Here is a 23,982-nt window from a genome sequence, read left to right as displayed (position 1 = left end):
CTATCGCATCAAGGGATACATTTCATTGAGAATTTTTGCCTCCGTAATTTTTGCATAATGGCTGGTCATTCGCGTATTAGTGTGTCCCATCGTTTTGCTGACCGTTTCGATAGGGACACCCAGTGTCAGGCACCGCGTGGCATAGGTATGCCGAGCAACGTGCGTTGTCAGATTGATTGAAATATTACACAAAACAGCAATCTCTTTCAGATATGCATTGTATTTCTGATTGCTCAGAACGGGTAATAACCGATTTCTATACAGGCACTCGGGGTCGCTCTTGTATTTGTCAATCAGTTGTTTGGCCTGCGGTAATAACGGTACATCTTCCTGAATTTTCGTTTTGATACGACTCGAACGAATCCACAAATTGCCCTGTTCGTCGGGAAGTACGTTTTCAGGCGCCAGTTTCGCTACGTCGCTATATGAATATCCGGTATAGCAACAGAACACGAATACATCGCGCACCCTCGATAAGCGGTCGCTGGTGAATTTCTTTTTTTCGATTCTCTCCAATTCCTCGAGGGTAAGCGGAGTAATCTCTACTTTTTGCAGGGTGACTTTATAAGCGGAGAACGGGTCTTTTCGCAACCATTCATTTTCGACAGCCATCAGGATTACCGTGCGGAAGTTCTTAATGTATTTCATCGTACTGTTATGATTACATCCTCTGACGAATCGCAAATACCCCTCAAAACTACGGACAAACTCCATATTCAGGTCGTATAGATATATATCCTCTTTTCCGTAATGTGTCCGCATGAAATTTTGTATGTGCATTTTCATAGTTTCGTAACGTTCGAGTGTCGCTTTACTGACCGTCGGGATTTTTTGCTTGTTATGGAAATCTATCGTGCCGATTACCGTATATTTTCGTTTACCCAATCCGAGGTACTCATCCACGACAGCGGATAACGTGACGGGTTTGCCCTGAGCGATCAAATCGGTGTGAATCAGGAATAATCGAGACTTGATAATATCCAGATGATGATTGATTGTACGAGCGGTTTCGCTATTCCCTTTATAACAGTAGCGCCGAACATCCCATTTATCCAAGGGAATTTTCTGATGGGTAGATAAATCTTTTGAGGCTCTGTTAATTGTGATCCGCACATAAACAGTTGCCACGGAGGAATATTGCGTCTTCCGAGCAAAAAAACTTACAGAGAATGTTCCCCTGTTATTATGTGTGATGGTATTCATGATAAAGTAATTGTAAATTTTCGGCAAGTTTAATAAGTCAAATCAATCCTTCCAATTATCATTTATTTCCGTATTATTTGCAATTAGAATCGTCTGATTATAAATGAAATAACAATTGGCATATCTCCTAACTATGGTATAAATAGGTGACAAATGAATGATAAATATTTTGTCCGATTTATTTATGTGCATAAATAGCAGTTTATGAATAGTTTGTCAACGTAAATTATCACCTGTTTTTATCATATTAGGTGATACAAATATATGGAATTATTCAACAATCTGAAAATCAATCTATTATAGATCGGGTAAAAAAGGTGATTAATAAGATAATAAATGATTATGCCCGTGGGAATTACAGCGATTTCATGTACACTAAATTTTTCTGCGGACAACTGTACATGAATATTCAACGAAAAAACGGAGAATAACCGGGATTCTTTGAGAAGGGGAAAAAGAAAATGCCCGCATAATCAGTTGATTATACGGGTATTTGTGATTCTTTGCGAATTTCTAAGCGGAGAGAGAGGCTCTCGAACCTAAATAATTAAAGAGTATCATAAAATTGCAATTTACTGCTAATTATTAGGTTGTTGCAAATTGTAATAAACCGAAATATCTCTGAATTTCTTTTGCTATTTTAATTTTTGGGTGTATATTTGGGTGTTGAATTTTAAGCACACCCAAATATGAATATCAAACGAAATATCATCTTCGCATTGGAGAGCCGGAAAAAGAACGGCGTTCCGATCATAGAAAATGTGCCTATCCGTATGCGCGTGATATACGCAAGCCAGCGCATCGAGTTTACAACGGGCTACCGCATTGATGTGGCCAAGTGGGATGCTGACAAGCAACGGGTAAAGAATGGATGCACCAACAAGCTGAAGCAAAGCGCGTCCGAAATCAATGCTGACCTTCTGAAATATTATACCGAGATTCAAAATGTGTTCAAGGAGTTCGAGGTGCGGGAAACCATGCCGACCACACAACAGCTAAAGGATGCGTTTAACCTGCGAATGAAAGACACGAACGGAGAACAGCAGGAAGATGTTCGAATAAGCTTTTGGGAGGTGTTCGATGAGTTTGTCAAGGAATGCGGCAACCAGAATAACTGGACTAAATCTACCTACGAAAAGTTCGCAGCCGTAAAAGCCCACATTAAAGAGTTTAAGGAGGATGTTGCCTTTGAATATTTCGACGAGTTCGGATTGAATGAATATATAAATTTCCTGCGCGATAAAAAGGACATGAGGAACAGCACCATAGGGAAACAACTCGGATTTCTCAAATGGTTCCTGCGCTGGAGTTTCAAGAAAGGCTACCATCAGAATATCGCATACGACACATTCAGGCCGAAATTGAAGACTACCCCTAAAAAGGTCATATTCCTAACATGGGACGAATTGAACAAACTGAAAGATTATCAGATACCGCAAGACAAACAATATCTGGAGCGTGTCCGGGATGTTTTTCTGTTCTGTTGCTTCTCAAGTCTTCGATACTCGGACGTTCGCAACTTAAAAAGATGTGATGTCAAATCCGACCATATTGAAGTAACCACGGTAAAAACTGCCGACAATCTGATCATCGAACTGAATGATTACAGCAAAACCATACTTGAAAAATACAAGGATGTCCAATTTGAGGACGACATGGTATTGCCTGTTATCAGCAATCAGAAGATGAATGATTATCTGAAAGAGCTGGGCGAACTCGCGGAGATTGACGAACCTGTACGGGAAACGTACTACAAGGGGAACGAGCGCATAGATGAAATTTTCCCAAAATACGCATTGTTGAGTACCCATGCAGGCCGAAAAACATTCATCTGCAATGCGCTGGCGTTGGGTATTCCGGCAGAGGTTGTAATGAAATGGACGGGACACAGCGATTACAAAGCGATGAAGCCCTACATCGACATCGCCGACGACATCAAGGCCAGCGCGATGGATAAATTCAACACGTTGTGATTATGGAGAAGGATATTTATACTTCGATAACGGAACTGACCGCAGTTTACGAAACGCTCAACAAATGTCTGAAGTCCGATCCCTGTACGACGAATGCTTATCAGGTTGACCGGCAGCAGGCATATCGGGATTCCTATGTCGCATTGTGTGCCGTACCTGTCGAACAGGTCGCCCTGCGCCTTGTCGCCGAGGGAATCGAAGATCGGGTGCTTGTCCGTTTGCGGGATTTGATACGGGAGAATATCCATATCTGCGAAACCCGCCAAGAGGTTTTCAGCCAAGTCGATTTCGAGGTTCTTTGCCGGCTTCAGGAGGAGTATCTGTTCGCTGGAAAACGTACATTGCTGTTGAGCGATAGAAAACTGATCGAAGAATACCCCTATCCGACGGAACGGGAGCGTGAACAGTTGTTGCGGGAAAACCGGTCGGAACTCAATGAACTCGACAATGAACGCAATCGCTACCGACAGGAAAACGCCGCATGGATATGCAGGGACTACTACACCGCCATCTGCGAAACGAGCCGTTCGTTTGCTGCGATTTTCGACAGCTATTTTCCCGTTGAAAAGAAAACAATAACGGTTGCACCGATAGAATCGGACGTACAGCCGATCGAAATCAAAAGCATTTTGCCCGACGAAATTTTCCGGTCGCGGATGTTCGATAAACTTCGTGAATTGGAATCGCGATTAATCAGGTCGGGCGACCTCGACGAGAACCTGCATTGGCAGGCGAAGCACAAGAACGGCAAACCGGACATCAAACGATTGGTTACGTTTCTTGCCGGCCTGCTCGACAACGACTATTTCCTTCCGAACCGCGATGCGGCGATCAAACGCTTTTTCGAGGAGCGTTACCGAATCCCGATCGGCCAGAACTTCGAGCGCAAGCGACGCGAACCGCTGACGAAAGATTACCGTACGATCTTTTACGACCTTCCTTTTTAGTGTTTCGACTACGACCGTAGTACGATTCCGTATCACGTAGTATTTCTATATATCACTCATAGTCAGTGCAGTTAATCCGCATTGACTACGATTGCTCGCGCTCCGTTTTTTGCCGAATTACATTTGCACCACGATCGACCGGCCGGCGATCGCATGTCTTACCAAATGTGATTCGTCTATGGATATAAAAGCATTGAAATCGAAACCGCTGTGGCAGATGACGGGTGAAGAATTTCTTTACCTGCAACAGAACAGCAGCGAGCAACCGGAGCGACAACCCTATGTCGTTGCCCCGCAGAAGAAACACGTTTACGGCATCCGGGGGATCGCCGAATTGTTCGGGTGCAGCCTGCCTACGGCCAACCGCATCAAGCAGAGCGGAAAAATAGACAAAGCCATTACGCAGATCGGCCGTAAGATCATCGTCGATGCGGAGCTGGCGCTCGAACTGGCCGGCCGAAGAACCGGAGGGAGGAAATAGTCTATGGATTCCCATAAGAACCCTGCACCTGCGCCAGTTCCCGTACCGTCCGAGACCGCAAGCACATGGCGGGACGCTCTCTTGCTCGTTACGGACGAGTTCGAGGCCCCGCCAGTGATCCTGCGGGTGGAGGATTCGGTTATCGGCACGCTGGGTAACTTCAGCGCGTCCACCGGCAAGGCCAAGAGCAAAAAGACGTTCAACGTCTGCGCTATCGTTGCGGCGGCCATGACGGGCAGCACGGTATTGAACTATTCGGCCTCTCTGCCGCCGGGCAAGCGCAGGGTACTCTACGCCGACACCGAGCAGAGCGAGTACCATTGCAACCGGGTAATAAGCCGTATTCTCCGCCTTGCGGGGCTTTCTGCCGACGTTCATCCCGACGGACTGGTATTCCTGTCCCTGCGGAAGTTTGCGACCAAAGAACGGCTGAAAATGATCGAGCAGGCCATCTATGAAATAGACGGCCTCGGACTGGTCGTTATCGACGGCATTCGCGATTTGGCGTACGACATCAACAACCCCGGCGAATCGACCGACCTTATCACGAAACTGATGCGGTGGACGGATGAGAGGAAAATCCACATCCACACCGTCCTACACCTGAACAAGGGCGACGACAACACGCGGGGCCATCTGGGAACGGAACTGAACAACAAGGCCGAAACCGTCCTGCAAATCACTAAGGACGATTTCGATAAGGATATAAGTTTCGTTGCGGCGAGCTACATCCGCGATGTGGATTTCGAGCCGTTCGCGTTCCGCATCAACCCGGACGGCCTGCCCGAACCGGTCGATAATTACCAGCCTCCGCAGGCGGGAACGCCCAAAGGGTTCGATTATCGGGAGGTCAGTGAGGTCAAACACCGCGAGGCGTTGGAGCTGCTTTTCTCCGAGGCCGACCGGGTATCCTATGCCTCGCTTATCGGAAAGCTGCAAAGCAGCTATGCCGCCATCGGCCACTCTTTCGGCATCAACAAGGCGAAAAAGCTCAAAACGTTTCTGGAAAACAAACGGATGATCCTCAAAGAGGACAAGGCATACCGCTACAATCCCGATTTCCATTATTGACCCTTTCAGGCGGTTTAGTACGGGACGGGCATATATAGACTTAAACCATCCTAAACCGGTATGGCGGGTTAAACCGCTACCCGTACCGTTAAACCGCCCGGAGAGGATTCCGGGTGAAAGAAAAAACGATCACAACCTTAAAAACACAACGTCATGGACGCAAAGACAATCAATAGATTTCCGATAAGAGATTACCTCGCCGGGCTGGGCATCCGCCCGGCCAAAGACCGGGGGTATTACGGCATGTACCGCTCCCCGATGCGCGAAGACCGCACGCCGAGTATGAAAGTGGATTACACAAAGAACCTTTGGATAGATTACAGCGCGGGCGACGGCGGCACGCTTATCGACCTCGTTATGCGGCTGGAAAGGTGCGATGCAGGTCAGGCCATGCGCCTGATGGAGCGGAGGATTTCCGGCACGCCCTCTTTTTCTTTTCACGGGAACGGTAACCCTGTACCGCCGCGCCGCGAATCGGCCATTGCGATAGAGAAAATCCGTCCGCTTGAAAATCCTGCCCTTATCGCCTACCTCTCGGAAAGGGGTATTTGTATCGACATCGCGCGGGAGCATTGTCGGGAAGTACGCTATTCAATCAATGACAGGGAGTATTTTGCCGTCGGGTTCCGCAACGATGTCGGAGGCTGGGAACTGCGGAGCAGGTATTTCAAAGGCAGTACCTCGAAAGCCCCGACCACTAAGGACGGAAGCCATGCGGACTGCCTCGTATTCGAGGGCTTTATGGACTATCTGTCCTTTGTGACGCTCAAAGACCAGCCGCACCCGGTACAGGATGTCGTAGTGCTGAACTCGGTTACGAACCTCGGCAGGGCCAAATCCTTTATCGCCTCGCACGAACAGGTCTATACCTACCTCGACAACGACGATGCCGGACGGAAAGCGACCGCCGAACTGAAAGCGGCATGCCGCAACCTGTCCGACCAGTCCGGGCACTACCGCCAGCACAAAGACCTGAACGAATACCTGCAAGAGAGGCAGCGGCAACAAGTGCAGCGCAAGCAACAATCGCACGAGCATAAGGTTCGATAACCCAATACCGGGGAACGCCGGACGAACAAAGGGAGTGGCAGGGAAACTTCAAGGCTTGCCTTGATATAGCTCACTATAACTACCGGCTGCGCTTCGGTAGTTGTGGGCTCTTCCGAGGGATTCAGGGCGCTGCCCTGAAAACCCGCGAGGGCCCTGCCCTCGACCCGGTTGGCTGGCCTTCAGCCCCCGACACCCCCGACCAAAGAGTGACCCTCTCTTTGGAAACTCCGCTTGGGAACATTGCCCCCAAGACCCCCATTCATTTATAACACCGACAATTATGGCAAAAACATCCATCAACATAAAGCCCTGCCTCGTTACGAGCAGCGGGGCGCATAACAGACGGTTAGCGGAATATCTCGCCAAGATCCGCAAAGAAAAGATATACATCCGTACCGACCTCATGGCGAAAAACGAGGAATGGGTATCGCCTGAACTGGGCGATACCTCGCTTGAAGAACGTAACAGACAGATAGCCGCAATGGTCAAGGAAAAGACAGGCCGGGCGATGCAGACCAAAGACCGGGAACGGGTGAACAAGAAGACGGGCAAGGTAACCGTAGTCCGTGGCAGCACCCCGATCAAAGAGGGCGTGGTAGTCATCAAGGAAGATACCACGATGGAACAGTTGCGGCATTTCTGCGAGGTATGCAAGGAACGATGGGGCATTAAGCCGCTGCAAATCTTCATCCATCGGGACGAGGGGCACTATCAAATCCCGAACGACAAAACCACATGGAAGCCGAACTACCACGCCCATATCGTATGGGACTGGATGGACCACGACACGGGAAAGTCCTGCAAGCTGGGCAAAAAGGACATGAGCGAAATGCAAACCATACTGGCCGAAATGCTCGACATGGAACGCGGCACGTCCAAAGAGCAGACCGGACGTGAGCATCTGGAACGGACGGACTACATCATCGCCAAGCAGAAGCAGGAGGCCGAGAAAACCCGGATAGCCAAAGAACAAGCCGAAGCGGAACTCAAAGCGGTAAAAGGAGAACTGAGAACCGAGAAACTGAAGAACTCCGCCGCTGAGGTCGGCACGATTATTCTCGACGGTATCGGCTCGATGATCGGCACATCCAAAGTCAAGCGGCAGCAACAGCAGATAGATGACCTTGCCCAAAAGAACGAACGCCTGCACTCCGAGATAAAAAGGCAGAACAAGACGATAGACCGGGAGAGGCGGGAACATGAACAGACCGCCAAAAGACTACAAGGCGAGATAGACCGCATTTACGGTTGGTTTCCCGATATACCCCAGCTTGTCAAGTGGGGAGAGTATTGCCGTTCGCTCGGATTCACGGACAAGATGGCCCGCGACCTCGTGAATATGCGGCCTGTTCGTTTCTCCGGCAAACTCTATTCGCGCGAGCACTCCCAGCACTTTGAAACCGAACACTCGGAAGCCCGGCTCCTGCGGGATGAAAAAGGCCCCGGAGGGTTTCAACTGTTCATCGACCTAATACCGATCCTGCAATGGTTCCGGCAAAAGGCGAAAGAATTCTTGGAACGATTAGGAAGAGAGATTAAAGACCGCGAACAGGGCCGGGGAATGCGGATGAGATAGATCCCGCCCCAGTCTTTTCCTCCTTTCCCCGGCATTTTATTAATATATTAGCCAAATTTTCGTATATTTACCGCGAAAACCAATTAATTAAAGGTGATGCCTATGGCATAAACGGAGAAATATTAAGAGATAAAATATAAAAAGCGTTAGCTTTTATTCTTGCTTTTGAAACTTGGCCGTTTTAATCGCAGACAAGAGTAAAGCGTAAACGCTCACGGAAACGTGGGCTTTACTCGTTTATTTGTCTGCACGGTTGGCCAAGACCTCAAAAGCAAATAAAAGGTACTGTCCCACGTCTTTTTTATATGTGTAACTAAACTTCCGCCGGGGGACGGGCGGGACCGATTTACACACATGAAACACAATCTGCCTATCTCTGCTCTATCGGTCGGAGCCGTGCCGACCGGATTCGATCAATACAACATTACCGGCCTCCGCAACGACATGAAAGATTTTCCCGGTTACGAACGGGTTAACGGATGTTCGCGGCTATGTCGGTGAAAAGAATCTTTTTATCGGTCATTTGCCTGTCGTGCTTTCTGTCGGCCCATGCCGGACAGGGAGCCGATTCGGTGCGTATCTACTACCGAGCAGGCTACCGCTACGTTGAACCGGGATTCCGCGATAACCGCGCCGCGCTGGACCGACTGGTACGGTATATCGGCGAGGCACGCTCTGCGGGCCGCCTCGAACGTATCTCCATACGTTCCTACGCCTCCCCGGACGGGGCTAACCGTGCCAACGAACTGCTCTCCGAACGGCGTGCCGATTCGCTCTCTTCATGGATAGTCCGCCACGGCTCCGTTCCCGCCTCCCTGATCGACAGGCAGGCCGCCGGGATAGCGTGGGACGAACTGCGGGCACAGGTGGCCGCATCCGGCATGCTGTACCGCGACGAAGTGCTCGACGTGCTGGACAACACGCCCGTCTGGATCTTCGATGAAAAGAACCAGGTCGTGGGCGGCCGTAAACAACGGCTGATGGACCTGCGCGGCGGCGAACCTTATCGCTATATGCTGCGGGAGTTCTTCCCCGACCTGCGAAGCAGCGTCGTCGTGACATTATACTTCCGGTCGGAAGAAACACCGGAAAGCACGCAACCGCCTGCGGTCGCTCCGCCCCCTGCTCCGGAACCTGGACTGAAACCTGCGGAGAACGACGAGCCGCAACCGGCAACCGTTCCCGATACGGCCGCCGCACCTGAACGTACGGACGAAGCCGGGGAAGCAATCCCGGCACTTATAGGCAAGGCCAGTCCCGAAGCGAAGGGGTGGACTCCCCGGCTCGTAGTCAAGACCAACGCCGTCGGCTGGGCTATGGCCATAAGTAATGTCGCGGTGGAGATAGACCTCTCGCAAAGGTTGTCGCTCAACATCCCGGTTTACTACTCCGCATGGAACTACTTCAGCGGGACGACCAAGTTCCGCATACTGGCCGCCCAGCCCGAACTGCGTTATTGGCCCACGCGGGATCGCCGCCTCTTCGCGGGCGTCCACTTCGGCGTCGCCTCGTACAATCTCGCCCTCGGCGGCAAGTGGCGCATACAGGACCACGACGGGATGACCCCGGCTTTGGGCGGAGGCGTAAGCGTCGGCTACCGGATGCCCCTCGGCCGCAGCGACCGCTGGAACGTCGAGTTCTCGCTCGGCGCGGGCGCGTACCGCCTGCATTACGACAAGTTCCACAACGAACCCGGCGGAGCGTATTCCTCGACCGTCCGCAAGACCTTCTTCGGGGTAGATAACGCCGCCGTGTCGTTCTCCTATACGTTCGACCTGAAAAAGAAAGGAGGCAGGCGATGAAAAGACTACTGTACCTGGCGATATGCCTTCCGCTGGCATGGCTGACCGCCTGCGACGTGCACGAATTTCCGGATGATTTCGGAACACCTTCGACGATGGAGGTCCGGATCATGGCCGACATAAACTTCCTTACCCCTTTTGAGGATGTCCATGAAATTACCCGTGCAGGCGCTGCCGGAACGGAAAACGCCGCAGGGCCTGCCCGGTTGATCGTCGAGGCTTATACCGACAACCATCCCGGCGGGGAACTGTACCCTTCCGATATATACGGGGCCGAACCTTGCTTGCGGCAGGTGATCCCGTTGGACGAAAGGGCCTTTTGCGACGATCCCGTAGAACTGACGCTCGAATTTGCTCCCCGGGCCTACCTGCTCCTCGCATGGGCCGATTATCAGGATGCCGAAACGGGGGATGAATTGCATTACACGGCCGACAGACTTCACAGCGTATGTTTCTGCGGAACTTATCGCGGTAATGCGGAAACGAAAGACGCCTTCGCCGCCAACAAACGCATAGACCTTTCCCGATACAGAGGACAGCGGAACGCAGTCGTCGAGGAACGAATCACCCTCGACAGGCCCCTCGCCCGCTACGAGATCATCACGCGCGACGTGGCGGAGTTCCGGCGGCAGCGTGCCGCCGAAGCGAGAACGGGCGGCGACCTCTCCTCTTACCGGGTCGAGGTCGCCTACCGGGGATACCTGCCGTCCACGTATAACGCGGCTACGGACAATCCCAGCGATGCCGTGCAGGGAGTCGCTTTCAACGCATCGCTGGCCGAAGTGACCGAAACCTCGGCTACGCTCGCTTTCGATTATGTGTTCGTCAACGGTACGGAATCCGCCGTAACGGCCGACATACGCATATATGACGACGGCGGCGAACTCGTCAGCGAAAGCACCGGCATCCGCATTCCCTATAAGCGGAATGTCGTCACCCGGATATACGGGGACTTTCTGACCCGAAGCTACAATTCCGGTGTGGGCATCGATCCGGATTATGACGGAGAATACGATATCTACCTTTAAGTTTCACCTTTTTAATAATTCTAATTCTATGAAAAAGTTCACATTGTTTTCATTGGTGATGTTATCGGCCGCGTTGGCCTTTACATCGTGCAGCAAAGAGCTTGATCCGGGACAAGTCCGGACGAAGGAGGTAGCCGTTTCACTCGCTACGCGGCTGCCGTCGGCCCCGCAATCGAGGGCCGTAACCGAACAGGTAGCGGACATAGAGGGATACCACCTGCGGTATATCCTCGAAATCTGGACAAGCGGCGATAAGCCCGAACTCTACAAACGGATCGTAAAGGAGGCGGACGCAGACAAGACGACCTCTTTCGACGTCACGCTCCTTTCCGGCCGTACTTTCGATTTTCTCTTGTGGGCCGACTATGCCGAGGACGGCGGCAACGAGGATATGCACTATACGACCGTCAACGGTTTGAAGGAGGTCAGCCGGTCCGAAAAGACCTATATTACCGACGAGCAGCACGACTACGAGCTGGCAGCTACCCGCGATGCTTTTTCGGCACACAAGCAAGTGACCGCAGATGCACCCATAAACGAAACCATTACCCTGACCCGTGCCGTAGCGCAGCTCAATATCTTTACTACGGACTATGAGCAGGTGGAGGAGAGCTTCAGACCCGCCTACACCGGCCTTACCATAACGACGGCGGCGGATTTCAATGTACTGACCGGGACTTCGTTCGGTTCGGCGACTTCCGATCTCCGCTCGTATGTGGCTGTCAAGACCGAAAAGGAAGGTGCTGCGCCCGACAAGAACAAGGTGTTCACCGGCTATTATTTCACTTCGTCCGAAGGGAAAAACGTAGTGGATATGGACGTGCATTTCTACCGTGCCGACAATAGCGAAGTCGTGACATATAACATGACCAACATTCCGTTGCAACAGAACTACCGCACCAACGTGACCGGCGCCCTGCTTACTCAAACCGGAACGCTCCATGTCGAGACCGAAGCCGCTTTCGCCGGAGACGACATCGAAACGACCGAGCCGAAAGATACGCCTACCGAAACGGGACTTTACTATTCGCTTGATGGTGAAGCTTGGACGAAATGGGAAACAGCGGATATGCCGGAAGGAACCTATTCTTCATTCGCGGCACTCTCCGTCGGGGGACAGAAATTGACTCAGAATCATCTTACCGCGATAAAGGATCGGAATCTCGAAGTGATCGACCTGAGCAAAGCCATATTCGAAAGGAATACCATGTTCAACAACTCCTTCGAAAACAGCACAGCTTTGCGTTCGTTCATATTCCCGGAGAACATTACCTATATGCCGGCCTATTTTTTCAAAGGGTGCAGTAATTTGGTAAGTGTCGGTTTGACCGATGCAATGACATATATCGGGGCCGGCGGTTTCCAGAACTGCACCTCGCTGACCGAAGTCACACTGCCCGAAAGCGTGACGACGTTAAGGACAATGGCTTTCAGAGGCTGTACGAATCTGCGAACCGTCAATTTGTCGAACATTACCACTTACGAGCGTCTGCTGTTCGAGGGGTGCGAACATTTAGAGATACAGAACGTAACTTTCCCCGACGATATGACGGCGATTCCCGATCAAATATTCGCCAACTGCAAAAGCATTCGGGCCGTAACTTTCCCGCCGCAACTGGAAACCATCGGGTACAATGCGTTCAGCGGTTGTTCGGGCATAACAGAGATCAATCTGCCCGAATCGGTGACCAGTATTGAATATGGCGCTTTTGCGGGAACATCTATTTCTTCGATCGTACTTCCCAACGCGGTTACCGTACTGTCGCCGAGGATGTTCAAACAATGCGAACAACTGACATCGGCAACTTTCTCCAACGATATTACATCCATAGGATCTGAAACTTTCCGTTGGACGGCTCTGGAGTCGATCACCATTCCGGGTACGGTATCCACGGTTGAACAGGTGGCGTTCGCCGATATGCCGAACCTGAAAACCGCCGTTATCGAAGACGGGGAAGCTCCGTTGACATTCGGACTCGGATTCTTTTATCAGGATGAAGCGTTGACATCCGTGACCTTCCCGTCCAATACGGCCGCTTTCAACAATAGGGTGTTGCTCGGATGCTACAATCTGGAAACCATCACCTGCAAAGCTATGAAAGCCCCTGCGGTGAAATTCGAGGATTTCGGAATGATCAATGAAGACCACGGCAGAAACTATCTGGCAGGCTTGAACGTGCCTGACGGACAAAAGAAACTGATCGTGCCTACCGGTGCGACCGGATACGAAGACGATCTTCAGGAAGACGGGACCGAGAACTACTGGAAAACCGTGCTGTTGAATCCCGACAAATGTGGTTACACGATCGAATACCGGGATTTGTAATAACCTTTCGACGAGGAATAACCTCTACATAACATTAGTACACGAAGTAAACCGGGACGCACTTATATAAGTGCGTCCCGGGTCTTCATGTGACTCAGTTTGTTATTTAAATGTATGAAACTATATCGGAGTTTATTTGAACAATGCATCTATTACATCGTATTCCGTTAATAATTCCGGCAATGTCATTATTGGAATATTTAGTATCTCACATATCTTAGGAATTTTGTGAAATAATTTACCATCATTATTGGCTTGTGTTTCCTCTGTTACTATAATTATATCTTTTCTATTAGTATCCTCTTCAAATAAAGAAGATTGCCGTGGTTGCGACTCAGCTTGTTGCTTCAAATTGAGATAATATAAAATCATTCTCATATCAGCAGACCTCATAAATTCTTCTTTTCTATTCTCATATTCTGCTTCTGAGAGTCTATTTTTCATTATGCCTATCACAAACTGATTGTCAACTTGGCGTAAAAATTTTGCAGGAGATGGAGCTATGATATTTTCTGTATTTACAGGCACTTCATTGTCTTTTTTGAAGTTTTTATCTTTGAGGTAAAATAACGTATCTAAAATTATCCCTTTTGCAATAATTTGGCACTCCTTGTACACTGCATCAATAATAATCAATTCACTTGCCTCAATTTTACTTCTTATAAAATTGAGTAGGTTATTTTGTTTGTCGAATGGTAAGTAATAACGTACCAGCGACAAAAGCGAACAGGTATCAATTATTACTTTCATTGAATGAATTTATCCAGTTTTGTAGGAGGTATATTAAGTGTTTTACATACCTCAGATTCATTTATAACTCCTTCATAAAAGGCTGTCTGAATAGTAGAAATAAGTAGCGGAGATTTTATTGGTATCGGAGAAGAGCCACCTTGCTTACGCCCATCCACTTTCTTTAAATCCCTTTCTTTCTTTTTTTCTTGTAGCCAATTATGGTATTGTTCATCCAAATCTGTTTTTACCAGATTATAATTGTGAGGTGATATTTTTCCCTGCAATAAAAGCCTAGTATATAATGCTATTCGACTAAGATTTACTTTTTGAGATATTTCTTCTATTGTTTCATGATAATAATCGTTTGAGGCATCAGCCATATCCATATTATCAATAATGGCAGAGTAATCTCCTGCTAAGAAATAGTAAGCAAAATCATTACACCATCTCTCAACCTCACTAAGATTCGAATTAACAGTATTTAAAACATCAACTTGTTCTATTTCTTCTTCGTTTAATAGGTAGTGTCCTAATTCATGAAGAAGTGTAAATATTTCTCTATTAAAGGCATTTTGGTTCCGTTTTAGAACGATGACATTAGGGCACAGAAAAAAGCCATCAATATTCGCTTTCTCTTTTTTATTCCACGTTTCAACAAATTCAAAAACTAAAATATTCCTTTCAGCCAATTTACCGATAATAGCTGTTAAAAAATCTTTTCTTGTTTTTGTTTGATGATTAGGATATATTAATTTCCTTAGTTGGTTGGCAACATTTTTAGCTGATTGACCAATATTGTATACTGGGAGATTTCTATTAAGATTTATATCAGCAAGCTTTGCTATCGCAGAAAAAGAAATCTTGAAATCCTCAAATTGAGTTACGATTTTTCTTGCACCGATATTTAGTTCAGTTCCGAAACTATTTTTTCTAAAAAATATGCTAGCCTCCGCTGTCTGTACTAAGGTTTTTGGATCAAGATAAAAATGAAGTCCTTTATCAAATATTTTATCTATCTTTTTTAAGATACTAATATCAATATCTTTTGAAAAGACCTCATTTTGAGTAATAAGATGCTTTCTTCCCTTGTTGATTGTAGAAAGCAAGTCATCCATTGTCATTCCATATAACGACAACAAATAATTAAGTCTTGATATATTCTGTTCTACTTTCAAGCTAGATAAAAAATCATTATTACAGTAGCAAAGATATATTTTTTTTGCCATAATAATTATTATGGTCTATAACAACTTACTTTCTTGAATGATAGCAATGAAGTACAATGCATACATCTTCCAATGAAAAAAGAAGGTGACATTCGCTACTTCCTTCAATGAGATGGTGAATGTCTCGGCAATTACGATTATTTGGCATATATTGCGTCTGGAGTTGACCGGCCTGATTTAATGTTACCCAACGACACGCCCTACGAATACTGTGCAAATTCAAAAGAAAGCCTATACTGTGAGGCTGCTTTAGCAAAGTCTTAAGCGGAGAATATTAACGAGTGAAAAATCAATAATCTTTTTTTGATGGTATTTAAAAGTACCCTAAGCCAAGATCGAATCGATTTTTATTTATTCATTAGTTTATATTGTATGAGATTTTAGATGTAGAAAATAAAACACCCCACCTTACATTTTTGGGTGTAAAGTCGGGTGTTGATCTTGCAATACACTGATATTCAGTATTTATTGCGGAGAGAGAGGGATTCGAACCCCCGGAGCCTCGCAGCTCAACGGTTTTCAAGACCGCCGCGATCGACCACTCTGCCATCTCTCCGGGGACAAAAATATAACGGAAATTTTACTTTTCCAACTTGTAGTGCGCTTTCTCCCGTTTGTTTTCCGGCGGCGGGACGTTTGTTTTGCGTTTCGGACGGTTGGCGAATTTTCCATTTTAAGTTTTTCGTTTTTACGAGATAAATGACTATATTTGTAAACGTGCTGAAATTCAGCGTGTTTACCTAAACTTAAGAGTCATGAATAAATCTCAACTCGTTGACGCCATTGCGCGAAATGCAAAAATTACGAAAGTCGATGCCAAAAAAGCGCTCGACGCGTTCATTGAAGTGACCGGCGAAACGTTGCGGTCGGGCGACAAGATCGTACTGGTCGGTTTCGGATCGTTCTCGGTGGCTAAAAAGCCGGAACGTACGGGACGCAATCCCCGAACGGGGGCGGCTATCCGGATCGCCCCGCGGAATGTGGTCAAATTCAGAGCCGGTGCAGAATTGAGCGATATGCTGAAATAACGGGGAGGTCGGAACGAAAGCGGGCGGTTTGCGGAAACGGGCTGTCTGCTTTTTGTTTGCGGGTTTGTCTTTTCCAAAAAAATAGACAATCTTTGCAGATCTTAAATGAGCCCCTTCACGATGAGTAAAAAGAAGATTATCCTGTTGATCGTCGCTTTGCTGGTATTCGACCAGATCGTTAAGATTTGGATCAAGACGCATTTCATGTTGGATCAGAGTGTGACGGTTTTTCCGAATTGGTTTTTCATCCGGTTTATCGAAAATCCGGGAGCCGCGTTCGGATTCGAGTTGGGGGGTAATTACGGGAAGTTGATACTCAGTGTTTTCCGTCTGCTGGCGATCGGTGCTTTGGGGTATTATATTTTTTATTTATACCGGAAAAAGGCGCCGGCCGGCGTTCTGGCGGGTTTCTCGCTAATCTTTGCCGGAGCGCTCGGCAACGTGCTCGACAGCGCGTTCTACGGGCTGTTGTTTTCCGAATCGACCTTTACGAGCGTCGCCACTTTCCTGCCCGAAGGCGGCGGTTATGCCGGATTTCTGCACGGCAAAGTCGTGGATATGCTGTTTTTCCCGATCGTGGAGGGCGTTTTCCCGTCGTGGATTCCCGGGGTGGGAGGGGAGCCGTTCCTGTTTTTCAGCCCGATCTTCAACTTCGCCGACAGTTACATCACCGTCGGCGTCATTTACTTGTTGCTGTTCCAGCGTAAATATTTCAAATAATTCGCGGCGGAGTGTCTTTTTGTGTCGCAAAGCGGTTTTTTTGGTGTATTTTGCTATATTTGTGATACGTCGGCATGTGCCGGTGCCCGAACCTAAAACTGCTCTGTCATGAAAAAGAATCTGCTGGCAGGTCTCCTGCTGCTGTGGGCTTGTAGCGTTTACGGACAGAAACGGATCGTCGATCCCGTCCGGAGCGATTTCTCCTATGTGGCGAAATTCGACCGCGTCGAAATCACCGGTAAACGGACGGTGGCCGAAGTGACGCTGCGCTACCTCCCGAATTACTGGATCCGGTACGATTCGCTGACGACGTATCTGCAAGATTGCGGCAGCGACCGGCGGTACCGGTTGTTGGCCGCGGAAGGCTTCGAACTCAATAAGGAAGTGTATATGCCCGAATCGGGCGAGATGAAAGCCCGTTTCATTTTCGATCCGGTCGATGCCGATGTACATTGCGTCGATTTCATCGATCCGAGCTGGAAAAAATCGCATAATACGTACGGAATTTTTCTGGAGAGATCGGAGAAACCTTCGGTACTGCCGGATTGGGCGTCGGGAAACTGGTTGACGACGGACGGTTCGAACCGGTGGGTCTGCGGTTTTCTGCCGCAGACGGCGGTGTGGCGGAACGATTTCTGGGATTACGGAACGGTGACCCGTAAAGGAAAAACGCTGTGGGTGCAGCTTAAGAACGGCGATCGCGATACGACGCTCTGCCTGAAGGAAGGGCGCGACGGCGCGCTGTTGCTCGGCTCCGACGGCCGTACGTTCGCGACGCTGGGCCGCGACTTGGTGCGCCGCACTGCGCCGGCGGCGGAGTGGAAATACGACCCGGAAAAATACAGGGACGTCCTGTACGGTAAAAAGAAAGCGGTGATCCGCGGCGTGATCGACGGCTATACCCCGAAGCTGGGCTATACGACCGGTTCGTTGGGCGTGACCGACCACGTCCTGCGCCGGGATTCTTATTCTCTGATCGAAATCCGGCCCGACGGACGGTTCGACGTGGAAGTGGAGGTGGAAGCTCCGCAGGCATTGTATATGCAGATCGGAGAAGGCGTCTCCGGTTATGTATTCGTGGCGCCGGGCGATACGCTGATGTGTTATTACAGTATAACCGATTTGCAGAATCCCCGGCGGCATGGGTATGAACAGATATGGGATTGTTCCCGGTTCATGGGAGGTTCGGCGCCGCATAACCAGTTTTATTTAATCGCCCAACGGATGATGCCCAATCCGTGGGGCGTTTACGACCGGATGAGCGAATGCATCGAGAAGGACGCCTCGGACGAATTCAGGGCGTGGATCGACGGGCGGCTCCGTCAGGTGGACGATTCGCTGGCGGCGCTGTCCGCCCGCTATGAACTTTCCGACCGGACGCGGGATCTGCTGTATGCGAATTTCCGGACGGCCGAGTACCGGAACCTGCTCAATTACCAGATGCGGCATTCCGATCGCCGGTATACCTACTCGCAACGGCCCGACGGAACCTATAAGGCGACGCCGAATCCCGATTACCGGCCGCTGCCGAAGTCGTTCTGTGATTTTATGACGATGGATTTCGTCGACGATCCGCTGATGATCGCGACAACCTGCTTTGCCGAGGTGATCAACCGGCTCGAATACGGCCCGGCCATGTTCGTAGGCGCCGCATACAACGGGTTTAATAAACGATACGACTCCCTCGGGATGAAAGCGGTCGCCGATGTCGGCAAGCGGATGAAAGCGTCGATGCCGGAGCCGACCCCGCATCAGATGGCTACGCTGGATTCGTTGATCGCCGGGAAAAGGGATTCCGCCGGATTGGCCGGGCTCGATACTATCGTCATCCGTCGTTTCCGGGCTTTGGAGCAGGATTTTTTGAAACGGGAGATCGCCCGGATCAGGTCGGAACAAGAACGGTCGCTTTACCGGGCCGCTTTCGACACTTTGCGCAGTTACGGATTGGATCGCTGCGTGGCTTACGATTATACGCTCGCACGCTGGTATGCCGGCCAAGGTGACAGACTGGAGAATGACAGCGCCCGACTGGAGGAGGTAGCCCGGCTGCTGCCCTATGTCAAAACCCCGTACGTGACCGGTAAGATCGTGCAGTCGTATGCTTCGGGTTGCGAAACCCGCCGGACGCAGGAGCGGCAGAAGCCGCGGACGAAGGCCGACGAATATTTCGACGAACTGATCGCGCCCTACAAGGAAAACGTACTATTCCTCGATTTCTGGTCGACGGGTTGCGGGCCGTGTCGCAGCGGCATGATCGCGGCGAAACCGGTCGTCGAAGAGTTGAAAGATTTGAAAATCAAGTTCCTTTATATTACCGACGAATCGCAGTCGCCGGTCGAGGTTTACGACCGTTTTTTGACGGAGAACGGGATCGGGGGAGAGCATATCCGGGTTACCCGCGATCAGTGGAACCTGCTGAAAGCGAAATTCGACATCGGCGGAATCCCGCATTACGCCGTAGTCGATAAACAGGGGCGCATCGTCGATAATAACGGGTGGTGCAGGATAGGGCCGAAACACTGTAAAAGTAAATTGCTGAAGCTGGAGAAAGAGCCTTGACGACGATCCGGATCGGGTGGCGGGGGAGCGGCGTAGCAGTAGAAACCGACGTCCCGCGGCATCGATAGCGGCCCGGTTGTTCGCTGTATTTGTTGTGCAGAAAAAGAAATGTTTTAAAAGACAATCCGAAAGGGTTGTCTTTTTGTGTTATGAAATAGCTTTTTCAGGATATTTTTATTAAATTTGTTTAGCGTCCGGATTCCGGACGGAAACCTGCAAATCTAAAACGATGCGATATGAAAAAGAGTTTGTTGTCGGGATTGTTTTTGTTGCTATGCTGTGCGGCTTGGGGACAGAAACGTACGGTCGATCCGGTGCGGAACGATTATGTTTACGTCGTGCGGTTCGACCGGATCGAAACCACAAAAGAGCGGACGGTGGCCGAGGTGACGTTACGCAACGATCCCGCTTCGTGGATCCGTTACGATACGGGATGTTATCTGCGGGAACGCGGCGGCGACCGGCGGTACAGGCTGCTGGCGGCCGAAGGGTTCGAACTGGGCAAGGAGGTTTTTCTACCCGCTCCCGGCGTGTCGAAAGCGCGGTTCGTTTTCGAACCGCTGGATGCGGATGTGCGTTGCGTCGATTTTCTCGGCAGACAGAAACCGCTCGAAAATACGTACGGCATTTGGCTGAAGGATGCGCCGTCGCCGCTTCCGGCGTGGGCTGCGGGCCATTGGATGACTTCCGACGGTTCGAACCGGTGGGTCTGCGGTTTTCTGCCGCAGACGGCGGTGTGGCGGAACGATTTCTGGGATTACGGAACGGTGACCCGCAAAGGAAAAACGCTGTGGGTGCAGCTTAAGAATGGCGATCGCGATACGACGCTCTGCTTGAAGGAAGGGCGCGACGGCGCGCTGCTGCTCGGCTCCGACGGCCGTACGTTCGCGACGCTGGGCCGCGACCTGGTGCGCCGCACTACGCCGGCGGCGGAGTGGAAATACGATCCGGAGAAGTACCGGAACGAGCTGTATCGTCCGGGCACGGCCGTGATCCGGGGTATTCTGGAAGGGTATACGCCGCAGTTCGGCTTTACGTCGGGAACCCTGATGTCGTACGATCCGATAACGCGCCGGGATTGCGCGGCGCTGATCGAGGTGCTTCCGGACGGCCGTTTTTCCGCCGAAATCGAAACGGAACATCCGAAGACCTTGGTGATGAGCCTGGGACCCGGAACGATCAGGAATTTGTACGTCGAGCCGGGCGATACGCTGATGTGCCGTTTCGTGATGTCGGATCTGCAGAATCCTCAGTGCAGATCGGGAATGAAGGACTGGAGCCGGTCGCGGTTTATGGGCCGCGCGGCCGAATACAATATGTACCGGATGATCGCCGACCGAATCGTGCCGGCGCAAGACAGCGTTTACGGCCGGACTCAGGAGTGCGTCGGGAGAGGGGCTGCCGACGAATACAAGGCGTGGATCGCCGAACGTTTTCGCCGGACGGAAGATTCGTTGTCGGCTCTGGCGGCCCGTTACGAAATAAGCGGCCGGACGCGGGATCTGCTCTACGCGGAGCATAGTCAGCGGGCATTTTGTAATTTGTTGGACTATGCGTCGGCGAATCAAAATTCGAAAATCATAAACGGTCGGTTGCGCGACGACGGCGTTTACGAGGCCGAGAGGAATCCCGATTACCGGCCGCTTCCGGCGTCCTTTTACGATTTCGTTACGATGGAGCGGGTCGACGATCCGCTGATGATTACTACGTCCGATGCGAATTCGGTAATCAGCCGGCTTGTCGTCAGCAGTCCGGTGATGAATATAGGCCGTATCGCAGACGCATTTTCCGCATTCAGCGGTCTGTTCGGGCCGGGGCTGATCGCGTATATCGCCGGAAAGGTGCGGGAAGGATGTCCCGACCTGACTCCCGGGCAGCGGGCCGAGTTGGACAGCCTGCCGTTCAAGAGCCGGGGAGAGTCCGTCTCGATCCGGGATACGATGATCAGTCGTCGCTTCGTGGCTTGTCTCAAAGAGTTCAACGCGCAGCGGGCGAAAGAGCAGGCGCGGCTGGATACGCTGCGCGAAAAATACATGTATGCGAATGCGTTCGATACGCTGCGCCGTTACGGATTGGACCGTTGCCTGGCTTACGATTACGCATTGACCGGTTATTTTTACAGCCTCGTGTCGCAGCAACAGCAAAACGAGAATTTTCGGTTGGATCTTTTCGCGGAAATGACCCGGTTGCTGCCGTATGTCGGGACGCCGTACCTGACCGGCCGGATCGTGCGGGCGTACGAAGAAGCCTCGTCGGTCGTAATCCGGCCGGTCGAAAAAGACGAGCCGCGAACCAAAGCCGACGACTATTTCGACGAGCTGATCGCTCCGTACAGGGGATACGTGCTATACATCGATTTCTGGGGCACCGGATGCGCTCCGTGCAGGCAGGGGATGGTTGAGGCCCGCCAAACGGTCGAAGAGCTGAAAGATTCGAAAATCAAGTTCCTATATATCACGTCCGAAGGAATATCCCCGCTTGCGGCTTACGATCGGTTCCTTTCCGAACGCCGGATTCAGGGCGAGCGCCTGAGGCTGTCCGACGATCAGTGGAACTTGCTTTGTACTAAATTCGACATTTACGGGATTCCGCACTGCGTTGTGGTCGATAAGCAGGGACGGGTGGTCGATAACAATCGATGGAGCCGTTCCGGTCCCGCGCTTTGTAAAAGCAAGTTGCTGGAACTCGAAAAGCAGTGATCGTTTCGGGCGGGATTGCCGTTTTCCGGCGACCGTGCCGGTTCCGGCGAAAGTAATAAAAGCCCCCGGTTTAAACTAAAACAACCGGGGGACTTTTTACATTTTTACCGTTTTTTTTCTTCCGTCCGGCATACCTGTTTCGTCCGGCGTTTCGGGTTGGCCGGGAACCAGCCTTTGCGGACGCGCTCTTGCTGTTCGAACAGTTCCTTGATCGTCCAGAACGACGAGAACGCGAACACGCCGGCCAGCGCGGCGATCAGTACGTTGTCGGTCAGCAGCGACCAGGCGATCCCGCCGATTCCGAGCACGAGGAAAATCCACCAGCATCCGGTTCCCCAGTAATATTCGGCTTTGACGACTACCGGGTGAAACAGTCCGATAATCAAAAAGGTGGCGATCCCGATGACCAGTCCCAGCAAATGATATTCCGTTAAAAATTCCATATTGTTTTGTTTTACAAGTATTTTTGTTCTACGTAAGTTTCGATCGCCTGTTCCGTTTTTTGTTCCAAGACGTCGAGTTCTTCGCGTAGCAGCATGATTTTTGCGTCCGCGTTGATGTCGAGGTACCGGGCAAGCTGGGTGACTTCCCCTTCCGGCAACAGTTTCCGCTGCCGCCGGAAGTCGGTCGCTATCGTTTTCAGCAACCGGAGCTGGAATTCGAACGATCCGATCTGTTCCGGAACCGTTTTTCCCTTCCTGCAAAGCTGCGCCCGATAGCGGGCTACGGGGATGGAACCGCATCTTTCGAGCGACTCCATCGGGAAGGGCCGCCCGGTACGGATTACCTCGCGGATAATCAAATCGTATACCCTTTTGTTGATCTGCAGTTTTTTGCGCTCCGTCGCGCGGCAGAGCGAATCGACCGATCGGAGCCGTATCCGTGCGAGCAGCGAATCGTTCGCCGTCGGGATCGGTTGCACGTAGCGACTCCATTGCGGAGTCCAGAGCGCGGCCGCTGCGATCTGTTTTTTATCCAGCAGCCGACACAGGGCGCCCAGTTCCAGCGCGAGTCTCCGACGTTCGTGGCTTTTTTCCACGACCCGGTTCGTGTTCTCCGGCCCCAGGATGTATTCCGTGTTTATCGGCCGCCCGTGCGCCCGAAAATCTGCATACAACGTCCGGAGCACGGCTTTTTTGAATACGAGTTCCAGCGAGTCCGTTTCGTCCGGAACGGCCCGGTAACGGCAGGAGAGGGAAAGGAGACTGTCCCTGCGTCGCTGGGCGGCCGGATAATAGCTCCGGTCGAACGTCTGCAGCGAATCGACGGCCCGGACGTAATCGTCCAGATCGTCGTATCCGAGGCACGGGAACGGAAGCCGGATGTAAGGCTGGTCGGCAACCGTGAGCTCCGCGATCCCCTCGGTGAACAGGATCGCGTTGATCCGCAGCCTTTTGCTGTCTATGTCTTTTTGGAGTGAGTCCCTGACCGATCTCAGGTGCAGAATGCATGTCTTGCGTTCCGGCGAAAAATCGTCCGGATTTTCGGCCCGGGCGTGCGGGAACAGCAATACGAACGGGAAGATCAGGCAGATCGGGATTTTCATGGCTGCGGCGGATTA

General features: G+C 50.7%; 18 protein-coding genes and 1 tRNA gene. 13 read left to right on the top strand and 6 right to left on the bottom strand.

All coding sequences use genetic code 11. From position 1 onward, the window contains the following. Positions 1-1,203 (bottom strand): site-specific integrase, encoded by a 1,203-nt coding sequence (locus GFH31_RS04340; RefSeq protein WP_153498154.1) that lies wholly within the window; start codon positions 1,201-1,203, stop codon positions 1-3. A gap of 689 nt (positions 1,204-1,892) precedes the next feature. Between GFH31_RS04340 and GFH31_RS04335 the strand changes: the two genes are divergently transcribed. The 9 genes from GFH31_RS04335 (at position 1,893) to GFH31_RS04295 (ending at position 13,457) form a co-directional block, all read left to right on the top strand. Then, positions 1,893-3,176 carry a site-specific integrase gene (locus GFH31_RS04335; RefSeq protein ID WP_153498155.1) on the top strand — a complete coding sequence of 428 codons (1,284 nt, stop codon included), beginning with the start codon at positions 1,893-1,895 and terminating at the stop codon, positions 3,174-3,176. A gap of 2 nt (positions 3,177-3,178) precedes the next feature. Beyond that, entirely contained in the window at positions 3,179-4,123 is a 945-nt protein-coding gene (locus tag GFH31_RS04330; RefSeq protein WP_153498156.1) for a hypothetical protein, read from the top strand. A gap of 178 nt (positions 4,124-4,301) precedes the next feature. Further along, on the top strand, positions 4,302-4,604 hold the full coding sequence (locus tag GFH31_RS04325; RefSeq protein WP_153498157.1) for a DUF3853 family protein: 303 nt from the start codon (positions 4,302-4,304) through the stop codon (positions 4,602-4,604). A gap of 3 nt (positions 4,605-4,607) precedes the next feature. After that, positions 4,608-5,675, top strand: coding sequence for an AAA family ATPase (locus GFH31_RS04320; protein ID WP_153498158.1), 1,068 nt, complete (start codon positions 4,608-4,610; stop codon positions 5,673-5,675). 153 nt (positions 5,676-5,828) lie between these two features. Next, positions 5,829-6,725 (top strand): toprim domain-containing protein, encoded by an 897-nt coding sequence (locus GFH31_RS04315; RefSeq protein WP_228385799.1) that lies wholly within the window; start codon positions 5,829-5,831, stop codon positions 6,723-6,725. 280 nt (positions 6,726-7,005) lie between these two features. After that, a complete protein-coding gene (locus GFH31_RS12865) occupies positions 7,006-8,301 on the top strand; it encodes a plasmid recombination protein (protein WP_253906345.1) in 1,296 nt (431 codons plus the stop codon). Between the two features lie 491 nt (positions 8,302-8,792). Next, positions 8,793-10,103, top strand: a complete 1,311-nt coding sequence (locus GFH31_RS04305; RefSeq protein ID WP_172970781.1) for a DUF3575 domain-containing protein — start codon at positions 8,793-8,795, stop codon at positions 10,101-10,103. Next, complete coding sequence (locus tag GFH31_RS04300) at positions 10,100-11,131, top strand: DUF6562 domain-containing protein (protein WP_153498160.1); 1,032 nt, start codon at positions 10,100-10,102, stop codon at positions 11,129-11,131. Before GFH31_RS04305 ends, GFH31_RS04300 begins: the two co-directional genes overlap by 4 nt. A 28-nt stretch (positions 11,132-11,159) precedes the next feature. Then, positions 11,160-13,457, top strand: a complete 2,298-nt coding sequence (locus GFH31_RS04295; protein ID WP_172970782.1) for a leucine-rich repeat domain-containing protein — start codon at positions 11,160-11,162, stop codon at positions 13,455-13,457. Positions 13,458-13,589: 132 nt separating this feature from the next. Here GFH31_RS04295 and GFH31_RS04290 read toward each other — a convergent pair whose 3' ends face one another. From GFH31_RS04290 to GFH31_RS04280, 3 genes are all read right to left on the bottom strand, one after another. Beyond that, a complete protein-coding gene (locus GFH31_RS04290) occupies positions 13,590-14,207 on the bottom strand; it encodes a DUF4411 family protein (RefSeq protein ID WP_153498162.1) in 618 nt (205 codons plus the stop codon). Continuing rightward, complete coding sequence (locus GFH31_RS04285; protein WP_216645971.1) at positions 14,204-15,415, bottom strand: ImmA/IrrE family metallo-endopeptidase; 1,212 nt, start codon at positions 15,413-15,415, stop codon at positions 14,204-14,206. Before GFH31_RS04285 ends, GFH31_RS04290 begins: the two co-directional genes overlap by 4 nt. 471 nt (positions 15,416-15,886) lie before the next feature. Further along, positions 15,887-15,971 (bottom strand) — tRNA-Ser (locus GFH31_RS04280). A 199-nt stretch (positions 15,972-16,170) separates the two neighbouring features. On the opposite strand from GFH31_RS04280, the gene GFH31_RS04275 reads away from it, so the two are divergent. The 4 genes from GFH31_RS04275 to GFH31_RS04260 all read left to right on the top strand — a co-directional run bounded on the left by GFH31_RS04275 (position 16,171) and on the right by GFH31_RS04260 (position 22,421). Next, positions 16,171-16,443, top strand: a complete 273-nt coding sequence (locus GFH31_RS04275) for an HU family DNA-binding protein (protein WP_101572448.1) — start codon at positions 16,171-16,173, stop codon at positions 16,441-16,443. 120 nt (positions 16,444-16,563) lie between these two features. Further along, entirely contained in the window at positions 16,564-17,163 is a 600-nt protein-coding gene (locus tag GFH31_RS04270) for a lipoprotein signal peptidase (RefSeq protein WP_055205129.1), read from the top strand. 108 nt (positions 17,164-17,271) lie between these two features. Continuing rightward, complete coding sequence (locus tag GFH31_RS04265; RefSeq protein WP_153498163.1) at positions 17,272-19,722, top strand: TlpA family protein disulfide reductase; 2,451 nt, start codon at positions 17,272-17,274, stop codon at positions 19,720-19,722. A gap of 236 nt (positions 19,723-19,958) precedes the next feature. Continuing rightward, positions 19,959-22,421, top strand: coding sequence for a TlpA family protein disulfide reductase (locus GFH31_RS04260; RefSeq protein WP_118655787.1), 2,463 nt, complete (start codon positions 19,959-19,961; stop codon positions 22,419-22,421). 104 nt (positions 22,422-22,525) lie between these two features. On the opposite strand, the gene GFH31_RS04255 is transcribed toward GFH31_RS04260, so the two are convergent. Together GFH31_RS04255 and GFH31_RS04250 are read right to left on the bottom strand one after the other, a co-directional pair. After that, the gene (locus tag GFH31_RS04255; RefSeq protein WP_153498164.1) at positions 22,526-22,864 is read right to left on the bottom strand and encodes a DUF4491 family protein; all 339 of its coding nucleotides are present in this window, start codon (positions 22,862-22,864) and stop codon (positions 22,526-22,528) included. 11 nt (positions 22,865-22,875) lie between these two features. After that, positions 22,876-23,967, bottom strand: coding sequence for a hypothetical protein (locus tag GFH31_RS04250; RefSeq protein WP_118655790.1), 1,092 nt, complete (start codon positions 23,965-23,967; stop codon positions 22,876-22,878). Between the last annotated feature and the right edge of the window lie 15 nt (positions 23,968-23,982).

Source organism: Alistipes sp. dk3624 (assembly GCF_009557455.1).
GTDB lineage: Bacteria > Bacteroidota > Bacteroidia > Bacteroidales > Rikenellaceae > Alistipes_A > Alistipes_A hominis.
This window is presented reverse-complemented; position numbering and strand designations above follow the sequence as displayed.